The organism is Mesorhizobium sp. M2A.F.Ca.ET.037.01.1.1, from assembly GCF_003998075.1.
Taxonomy (GTDB): Bacteria; Pseudomonadota; Alphaproteobacteria; order Rhizobiales; family Rhizobiaceae; genus Mesorhizobium.
Genome location: NZ_RZSA01001782.1, coordinates 1 through 477, shown reverse-complemented (window position 1 = coordinate 477; position 477 = coordinate 1). Strand labels below are relative to the sequence as shown.

The window sequence follows — 477 nt, the reverse complement described above, 5'->3', positions numbered from 1 at the left end:
ATCGTCGGCATCGTCGTCCTGGCCGGGCTGGCGCATCTCACCGGGGCGCCGATCATCGTCACCATCGGGCTCGCCGCCGTGGCCTTCGCCGGCCTTGCCATGCATCTGCGCAACCGCCGCGACGAGCGGCGCACCGCGGCGCTTCTCGACGAGACCGCCGCCCGCAGCCGCGCCGAGATCGAGACCCTCGCCGATCGCATGTGGGAGATGCAGGAGAGCGAGGAGCGCTTCCGCGGCCTGATCGACGCGCTCGGCGACCTCGTCGTCCATCGCGATCGCGACGGCCATATCGTCTATGCCAACAGCGTCTTTGCCTCGCTTGTCGAGGTCGACCCTCGCAATCTCGCCGGCAAGACCCTGTCGGAGCTTGGCATCGACGTCGGCATCGTTCCCGACGCCGCCTTCTCCGACCATGAATGCCTGAGCTCCACCGATGTCGCGATCCGCACGCCGAATGGCCCGCGCTGGTTCTGTCTC

General features: G+C 68.3%; 1 protein-coding gene. It reads left to right on the top strand.

The genetic code is table 11. The annotated features are described in order from the left end of the window. Positions 1-477: PAS domain-containing protein (locus tag EOA27_RS39785; RefSeq protein WP_127259128.1), on the top strand; the 477-nt coding region annotated here is incomplete at both ends.